The following is a 9,219-nucleotide window of genomic DNA, read 5'->3' on the forward strand; positions in this document are numbered from 1 at the left end:
ATAGTAATTTCTATGATTGTACATATAATAAGAACAAAAATGATTAATAAAAAGATGCCAACTTCTGCATCAAGAAGTGAAGTAGGTTTAGCATAGTAAAAGCAGGACTCAAAAAATTTTTTTGAGTCCTGCTTTTTAGTTTATTTAATCGATTAAATCTTCAAATTTTAAGTGAATCCTGAAGTTTTCTCTTTATTCTAAGTTAGATATACTGCAATAGTTTAAGTCTAAAATCATAACTTAATGAATATTATATTATAAGGAAAATATTAAAAGTACAGGAGGAATTAAAAGTGGGAAGTGTGGATTTAAAAAATGAGAGTGATTTTAAATATGTGCAAAAGTATGAGAAGCATAATATAACAGATTTTAATATGTATCTTTTTCATCAAGGGAGAAATTTTAGTTCGTATGATATATTAGGAAGCCATTTAATTAAAGAAGATGGAAAATTAGGAATTCGATTTACAACATGGGCACCAAGAGCACAGGAAGTTTATGTTACAGGTGACTTTAATGGATTTTGTATAGAAAATAAATATAAAATGAAAAAAATCTCAAACTTAGGGTTATGGACTTTATTTATAGAAGGTTTAGAAAAAGGTGTTAAGTATAAATATGGAATAAAAAAATGGAATAATGAAATGAATTATAAGGCAGACCCATATGGTATTTATTCAGAAGTTAGACCAAATAGTGCATCAGTTGTATATGTGGCAAAAGATTTTCAATGGGAAGATAATGATTGGATATTTAACAGAGATAATTCAAACATATATGAAAGCCCTGTAAATATATATGAAGCTCATTTAGGTTCGTGGAGAACTAATGAGCAGGGCGAGTTTTTAACATATGATGAGTTAAGTGAGATATTACCAGATTATTTAGCTGAAATGGGATATACACATATAGAAATTATGCCATTAGTTGAACATCCATTAGATGCATCTTGGGGATATCAAGGGTTAGGGTTTTACTCTTTAACTAGTAGATATGGAAATATAGAAGGGTTTAAAAAATTAGTAAATGAGTTTCATAAAAGAGGTATTGGTGTAATTATGGATTGGGCGCCAAGTCATTTTTGTAAAGATGGACATGGGCTATTTAAATTCGATGGAACGGCAACTTACGAATATGAGGAAACTTGGAAGGCTGAAAATAAGGGATGGGGAACTTGTAACTTTGACTTAGGAAGACCTGAAGTAAAAAGTTTCTTGATATCAAATGCATTGTATTGGTTTAGAGAGTTCCATATAGATGGACTGAGAGTTGATGCAGTATCTAATATGTTGTATTTGAATTATGGAAGAGACGAAGGTGAGTGGGTTCCTAACATATATGGAGATGACGGAAATTTAGAAGGAATTCAATTTTTAAAGGAATTAAATCAAGCAGTATTTAATGAATTTAGAAATGTAATGATGATAGCAGAAGAATCAACATCATGGCCAAATGTATGTAAGCCTATTGAGATGGGTGGTTTAGGCTTTAACTTTAAATGGAATATGGGATGGATGAATGATAGCTTAGAGTATGTTGAATTAGATAGTATATATAGAAAATATAATCATAATGCATTAACTTTCCCTATGATGTATAACCATACAGAGAATTTTATTCTTCCAATATCACATGATGAAGTTGTTCATGGGAAAAAATCCTTACTTGATAAGATGTGGGGAGATTACTGGACTAAGTTTGCAGGACTTAGATTGTTTGGTGCATATATGATAGGACATCCAGGTAAGAAGCTTTTATTTATGGGAAGTGAGTTTGGACAATTTATAGAATGGAGAGAATATGAGCAGTTAGAGTGGAAGCTTATAGGTGCATATCCTATTCATGGAGAAACACAAAATTTCTTTAAAGAATTAAATCATATATATAAGGAAAATAAAGCACTTTATGAGCAAGATCATACACCATATGGATTTAGATGGATAGATGCAGATAATAATGCTCAAAGTATATTATCTTTTGTAAGACGTGGTAAAAAAGAGGAAGATACAATAATTTGTATTTATAATTTTACACCAGTTGTGTATTACGATTTTAGAGTAGGAGTTCCAACTGTAGGTTCTTATGAGGAGATACTAAATACTGATGAAAAACGTTTTGGTGGTTCAGGGCAAGTTATAGGTGAAGAAATATTTACAGAGAATTATTGGGCACATGGAATGGAGCAAAGTATAAAAGTAAAAGTTCCACCTATGGGAGCTATTTTTATGAAGTTAAAAGAAAAGATGAGCATAAAAGGAATTGAAGAAGGAGATGGTGAATAATGAAAATATTATATGTGGGTGGAGAGGCAAATCCATTTATAAAAAGTGGAGGTCTTGGAGATGTTTTAGGTTCACTTCCTAAAACAATAGTGAAAAAGGGGGATGATGCAAGAGTTGTCATTCCTAAATATAAAAATATAAAAGAAGACTTAAAAGATAAGTTAGTATTTAAAAAATGGTTTATGGTGAATGTAGGATGGAGAAGACAATATTGTGGAGTATTTGAATATGACCATGAGGGGGTTAAATATTATCTTTTAGATAATGAGTATTATTTTGGAAGAGATGGACTTTATGGATATGAAGATGATGGAGAAAGATTTGCATTTTTTAATAGAGCAGTCTTAGAGTTCCTAAAGGAAATAGATTATCAACCAGATGTAATTCATTGTAATGACTGGCATACTGGAATGATTCCTGTGTTATTAACATTAGAATATAAAAAAGATTTATTTTATTATGATATGAAAACTGTATTCTCTATTCATAATTTAAAGTTCCAAGGAGTATTTGATAAAAATGTATTACCAGAATTATTTGGATATGATTTAGAACCTTTCAACAATGGAAGCTTAGCATTTGATGATGGAATAAGCTTTATGAAAGGTGGGGTAATGTATGCAGATAAGGTGGCTACTGTAAGTTACTCATATGTAGATGAAATAAAAACAGAAGAGTATGGTGAAAGAATGGATTATTCTCTTAGGGAAAGAGGGTACGCATTAAATGGAATATTAAATGGAATTGATTATGATGAATATAATCCAGAGGATGATAAGTTAATAGATAAGAATTATACTAAAGAAAATTTTGAAGAGGGTAAAAAAGAAAATAAGGTTAAATTGCAAAAAGCATTAGGACTAAAGGTGGATGAAAATATACCTATGATTGGGTTAGTATCAAGGCTTACAAGCCAAAAAGGTCTTGACTTAATTGTAACTATGCTAGATAGAATACTTCAAAAAAATGTCCAATTAGTGATTCTAGGAACAGGAGATTATCATTTTGAGGAACATTTTAGACACTTAAATTATAGATATAAAGAAAAGGTGTCTGCAAATATAATGTTCGATAATAATTTAGCTCATAAGATATATGCAGCATCTGATATGTTTTTGATGCCATCACTTTTTGAACCATGTGGATTGGGTCAGTTGATTGCTCTTAGATATGGCTCTATTCCTATAGTTAGAGAAACTGGTGGATTAAAAGACACAATTTCGCCATTTAATAAATATAATGGGGAAGGTAATGGATTTAGTTTTAGAAATTACAATGCACATGAGATGGCATATGTGATTGAGGAAGCTATAGATACATTCTCAAATAAAATTGTCTGGAATTCTATAGTAAAGCAAGCACTACAGTCAGATAATAGCTGGGAAAAATCCGCACAGGATTATTTAGATCTTTATGTTAGGTGTTAAGTAGTCCTTATAAAATAGGAGGTATATTTTATGATAAATATAGGGAAAGAAGAATTCAAAAAAGCTTACTTAAAGAAGTTCCTTGAAATTCATGGTGAAGAGCCAGGAGAAGGAAATAGTTATAAGAAGTATGAAGCTTTAGGGAGCTTAGTTAAAGATTATGTAGGAGAAAAATGGGTTCAAACTACAAAGAGATATAACAATAGTGGTGAGAAACAAGTATATTATTTTTCTATGGAATTTTTATTAGGAAGACTTCTAGGAGATGCATTATTAAATCTAGGATTAAGGGATGTGTGTAGAGAAGCATTAAAGGAGCTTAATATAGATTTAGATGAATTAGAAAATTTAGAACATGACCAAGGTCTAGGAAATGGAGGGCTAGGAAGACTTGCAGCATGCTTCTTGGATTCAATGGCATCTCTTAATATAGCAGGGCATGGTTGTGGAATAAGATATAAATATGGATTTTTTGAACAGAGGATAGTTGATGATATGCAAATAGAGGTTTCTGATAACTGGCTTAGAGACGGAAACCTTTGGGAAAAAAGAAAACAAGATAAAAAAGAAATAGTTAAGTTTGGTGGAAATGTAATAGCAGAAGAAGTTGGTGGTAAAGTTAAGTTTACACACATAAATTATGAGCCTATATTAGCTGTTCCTTATGATACACCAGTAGTGGGATATGAACATGAAACAATAAATAATCTAAGACTTTGGAGTGCAGAAACTGTAAGTGAAGAATTTGATTTTTCAACATTCAGTAGAGGAGATTTCTTAAAGGCTTTAGAATACAAAAACTCAGTGGAAGCAATTTCACAAGTTTTATATCCAAATGACAGTCAGTATGAAGGGAAAATGCTTAGATTAAAACAACAATACTTCTTTGTGTCAGCAGGGGTGCAAAGTATAATAAGACATTATAAGAAGTATGGTGGGAAAATAGAAAATTTAGATGAAAAAATAGCGCTTCATATAAATGACACTCATCCAACATTAGTAATCCCAGAATTAATGAGAATACTTTTAGATGAAGAAGGATTAGGTTGGGAAGAGGCATGGAAAATAACAGTAGGAACTGTTTCATACACAAATCATACAATTCTTGCAGAAGCATTAGAAAAATGGCCAGTAGATATGTTTAAAACATTACTACCAAGAATCTATATGATAGTAGAAGAAATAAATAAGAGATATTGCCAAGAACTTTGGAATAAATATATAGGACAGTGGGACAAAATATCTAGAATGGCTATAATCGCAGATGGACAAGTTAGAATGGCAAATCTAGCTGTAGTAGGAAGCCATAGTGTAAATGGAGTTGCAAAGCTTCATACAGAAATATTAAAAAAACAAGAGATGCAGGATTTATATTATTTTTATCCAAATAAATTTAATAATAAAACTAATGGTATAACTCACAGAAGATGGCTAGTTAAAAGTAATCCAGAATTAACAAAGCTCCTTAGAAATACTATTGGGGATGGCTTTATAAAACATCCAACTGATTTAAATAAATTTGAAAATGAAGTTAATAAAAAAGAAGTTCAATTAGAACTTTCAAGAATAAAAAAAGTTAATAAAGAAAAGCTTGCTAAAACTATATTAGATACAAAAGGAATTTTAGTAGACCCAGATTCAATTTTTGATGTACAAGTTAAAAGAATACATGCATATAAGAGACAAAGTTTAAATTGCTTAAGAATAATGCATATGTATAACGAGTTACTACAAAACCCAAATAAAGATGTAGTACCAAGAACTTTCATATTTGGTGGAAAAGCAGCACCAAGTTATCATTTAGCTAAAAACACTATAGAGCTTATCAATAGATTAGCAAATGTTATAAACAATGATAGTAGAGTTAATGAAAAGATGAAGGTAGTATTTTTAGATAATTATAGAGTATCTTTAGCAGAAGAAATAATAAGAGCAACAGATTTAAGTGAGCAGATATCAACAACAACCAAAGAAGCATCAGGAACATCAAATATGAAGTTTATGATGAATGGAGCATTAACAATAGCAACTCTTGATGGGGCTAATATAGAAATAAAAGATGAAGTGGGACCAGACAACATCTTTATATTTGGGTTACAATCACAAGAGGTTTTAGACCTTTATAAGTATGGTGGGTATTCATCATATGAGTATTATAGAGAAGATCAAAGAATAAGAGCAGTAATAGATGATTTAGTAAATGGAAAATACTCGGCAGATAGAGAGAGATTTAAGCCAATGTATGATAATTTAATTACCTATAATGATGAGTTCTTTGTATTAAAAGACTTTAACTCATATATAGCAACTAATGAAAGAGTTGATATAGAATTTAGAGATGTATACAATTGGCAAAGAAAATGTGGAATAAATATTGCACATTCAGGAGTGTTCTCATCAGATAGAACTATATCAGAATATGCTACAGGTATATGGGGATCAGAATTGATTTATAAGAATTTATAGTAAAAAGGCTATCTAAATGTAAGTTTAGGTAGCCTTTTTGAAGTTTTATAAAAACATATGTATAAAAGTAACAAATATGTCATATGTTTAATTAAGATAATAAAGCTAATAAGGCTAAAAATAACATATGAGAGGAGATTGGTTATGAAAAAAAATGATATAGTTGCAATGATATTAGCAGGTGGACAAGGTTCGCGTCTTGGCGTATTAACAAAAAAATTAGCAAAGCCAGCAGTTCCTTTTGGTGGAAAATATAGAATAATAGACTTTCCATTAAGCAATTGCTCAAATTCAGGTATATATACTGTAGGGGTTCTAACACAATATAAACCATTAGAACTTAATTCACACATAGGAATAGGAAGTCCATGGGATTTAGATAGAAGAGGAAGTGGGGTAAGCATTTTACCTCCATACCAAGAAGAGAAAGGTGGAATGTGGTACAAAGGGACAGCAAATGCAATATATCAAAATATAGAATATATAGATAGCTATAATCCTAAATATGTTTTGATATTATCTGGGGACCATATATATAAAATGGATTATTCTAAAATGTTAGATTTTCATAAGGAAAAAAATGCAGATGCAACAATTGCAGTAATAGATGTATCTTTAGAAGAGGCTAGTAGATTTGGGATAATGAATACTAATTCAGATTCAACTATATATGAATTTGAAGAAAAGCCAGCTTTCCCTAAAAGTACAAATGCATCTATGGGAATATATATATTTAATTGGGAAAATTTAAAGAGGCATTTAGAAGAGGATGAAAAAAATCCAGTTTCAAGTAATGATTTTGGTAAAAATATTATACCTAAAATGCTTGATGAAGGAAGCAAGCTTGTAGCATATCCATTTGAAGGATATTGGAAAGATGTAGGAACGATAAAAAGCCTTTGGGAAGCAAATATGGACTTGCTAGATAAGAATAATAAGTTATGTTTACATGATGATGAGTGGAAAATCTATTCAGAAAATACTGTAAGTCCAGCTGCTATTATAGGTGAAGAAGCAGAACTAAAAAATTCGTTAGTAGTAGAAGGTTGCTTAGTTAAAGGAAAAGTAGAAGGTTCAGTTTTATTCCAAGGTGTTCATATTGGAAGAAATACAGTAATAAAAGATTCAGTAATAATGAATAATGCATATATAGAAGATAATGTGGTAATAGAGAAAGCTATTATAGGTTCAGATGTAAGAATAGGTAATGAATCAAGAATAGGAAATGGAAAAGAAATTGCAGTAGTAGGGTCAAAAGAGAGTGTTGAGAAAGGAAGTATAATAGTTTCAGAAGTGGAACTGTAAACTTTTAGGGTGAAGTGAATGAATGATTGTATCGGAATAATAAATTTAGATGAAAATGAAAAAGGCTTAGGGGAACTTACTAAAAAGAGAGTTTTAGGATCAGTGCCTGTTGCAGGAAAGTATAGAATAATAGATTTTGTATTATCTAATATGACAAACTCTGGTGTTGAATGTATAGGAATATTTACAAAAAATAAATCTAGGTCATTAATGGATCATTTAACAAATGGACGACCATGGGACTTACACAGAAAGAAAGATGGACTTAAAGTATTTAATTTTGGAAATGAAGATCCATGTTATGATGATGTTCATAGCTTTTTAGAAAATATAGAATTTGTGAAATATAGTAGAAAAGAATATGTTATATTGGCGCCATCATATATGATATGTAATATTGACTATAGTGAAGTTATAGAAAAGCATAAAAAAGAAAAAAATGATGTTACAATGATATACAAAGAAGTTAATGATGCAGATAGAAGCTTCATAGATTGTGATGTTTTAAATATAAATACAGAAAATAGAGTATTAAGTATAGGAGAAAACTTAGGAGAAAATAAAAATGCAAATGTAAGTATGGAAATGTATGTTATGAAAACAGAACTATTCATTGATATAGTATATGATTCAATAAGAAGTGGTGCATACAGAAAAATAAAACAATTCATACATTCAAAATTAGAAAAATTGAAAGTTACAGGATATAAGTTTGAAGGGTATTTAAATTGTGTAAATACATTAGAAGAATATTATAGAACAAATATGAATTTATTAAATCCTGAAGTATGTAAAGAAATTTTCTCAAGCAAAGATTTAATATATACTAAATCAAAAGACTGTGCTCCAACACAATATACAGAAACTAGTAGTGTTAAAAATTCAATAATAGCAAATGGATGTTATATAGAAGGAAAAGTTAAAGATTGTATTATAGGAAGAGGAGTGCATGTTGCAGAAGATGTAGAATTAGTAGGATGTATAGTAATGCAAAATGCAGCAATAGGAAAAAAATCAAAACTAAAAAATATTATTATAGAAAAAGGAATGATGATTGGAGAAAAGGAAGAGTATATAGGAACACCTGAATTTCCAACTATAATTCAAAGAAGAAATTATAGATATTAGAAATAGAAACAGTTTATAATTCGTATTAAAAGAATATATTTAAGTTATTGAATGGGTTTAGCAAGGTATATTTATTTTGCTATGCCTATTTTTTTATTTATTTTTAATAGGATAATATTAAAGTTTAGTTTTATAAAAAATAAAAAGCTAAAATATAGGTATATAATGGCATAAAATATTGAGTAAATAAGAAAAAAGATGATTAAAAGAGAGAGAATCAAAGAAAGTTGACGATAATTGAGCCTGGTGTATCAATAATAGAAAAAAAGCGAAAAAGAGCAGAAAATGACGAAAAGGAAGAATAAATAAGAAATATAAAGTTAATACTAAAAGAGAAAAGTATTTAAAGTGGTAAGATAGTAAATGTTCCAAGCAACGAGTTAATAACTTGAAAAAATGGAACACTACAAAAAAACAAAAAACAACTTGAAAAAAGTTGTTGACAAAAAAGTTTTTAAGTAGTAAGATAAACAAGTCGCCAAAAGCGATTGAAACAAATGGTCTTTGAAAATTGAACAGAATAATATATAAACAAACTTAAACCAGCAATTCTTTTATTAGTAAGTTTTATGAGCAATTTAAGATTAAACTTTTTATTGAGAGTTTGATCC

The 9,219-nt window shown here is 29.5% G+C and carries 5 protein-coding genes; all 5 read left to right on the forward strand.

The features are described 5' to 3' along the window. Positions 1–257 precede the first annotated feature (257 nt). The 5 genes from glgB to glgD all read left to right on the forward strand — a co-directional run bounded on the left by glgB (position 258) and on the right by glgD (position 8,608). Positions 258–2,282, forward strand: a complete 2,025-nt coding sequence (gene glgB, locus ACRC28_RS01955) for a 1,4-alpha-glucan branching protein GlgB (RefSeq protein WP_438541778.1) — start codon at positions 258–260, stop codon at positions 2,280–2,282. After that, positions 2,282–3,709, forward strand: a complete 1,428-nt coding sequence (gene glgA, locus ACRC28_RS01960; protein WP_438541774.1) for a glycogen synthase GlgA — start codon at positions 2,282–2,284, stop codon at positions 3,707–3,709. The genes glgB and glgA overlap by 1 nt, the downstream gene beginning before the upstream one ends. 30 nt (positions 3,710–3,739) lie before the next feature. Then, complete coding sequence (locus ACRC28_RS01965; RefSeq protein WP_438541775.1) at positions 3,740–6,175, forward strand: glycogen/starch/alpha-glucan phosphorylase; 2,436 nt, start codon at positions 3,740–3,742, stop codon at positions 6,173–6,175. 144 nt (positions 6,176–6,319) lie between these two features. Then, the gene (locus ACRC28_RS01970; protein WP_438541776.1) at positions 6,320–7,480 is read left to right on the forward strand and encodes a glucose-1-phosphate adenylyltransferase; all 1,161 of its coding nucleotides are present in this window, start codon (positions 6,320–6,322) and stop codon (positions 7,478–7,480) included. A gap of 18 nt (positions 7,481–7,498) precedes the next feature. After that, a complete protein-coding gene (gene glgD / locus ACRC28_RS01975; RefSeq protein ID WP_438541777.1) occupies positions 7,499–8,608 on the forward strand; it encodes a glucose-1-phosphate adenylyltransferase subunit GlgD in 1,110 nt (369 codons plus the stop codon). Positions 8,609–9,219 lie beyond the last annotated feature (611 nt).

The sequence above is a fragment of the Clostridium sp. genome (assembly GCF_051650885.1).
Lineage (GTDB): Bacteria > Bacillota > Clostridia > Clostridiales > Clostridiaceae > Clostridium.

Bases quoted from the DNA above. Each gene is read 5' to 3' on its own strand.
- glgA (WP_438541774.1), top strand. From the start codon at position 2,282: ATGAAAATATTATATGTGGGTGGAGAGGCAAATCCATTTATAAAAAGT.
- ACRC28_RS01965 (WP_438541775.1), top strand. From the start codon at position 3,740: ATGATAAATATAGGGAAAGAAGAATTCAAAAAAGCTTACTTAAAGAAG.
- ACRC28_RS01970 (WP_438541776.1), top strand. From the start codon at position 6,320: ATGAAAAAAAATGATATAGTTGCAATGATATTAGCAGGTGGACAAGGT.
- glgD (WP_438541777.1), top strand. From the start codon at position 7,499: ATGAATGATTGTATCGGAATAATAAATTTAGATGAAAATGAAAAAGGC.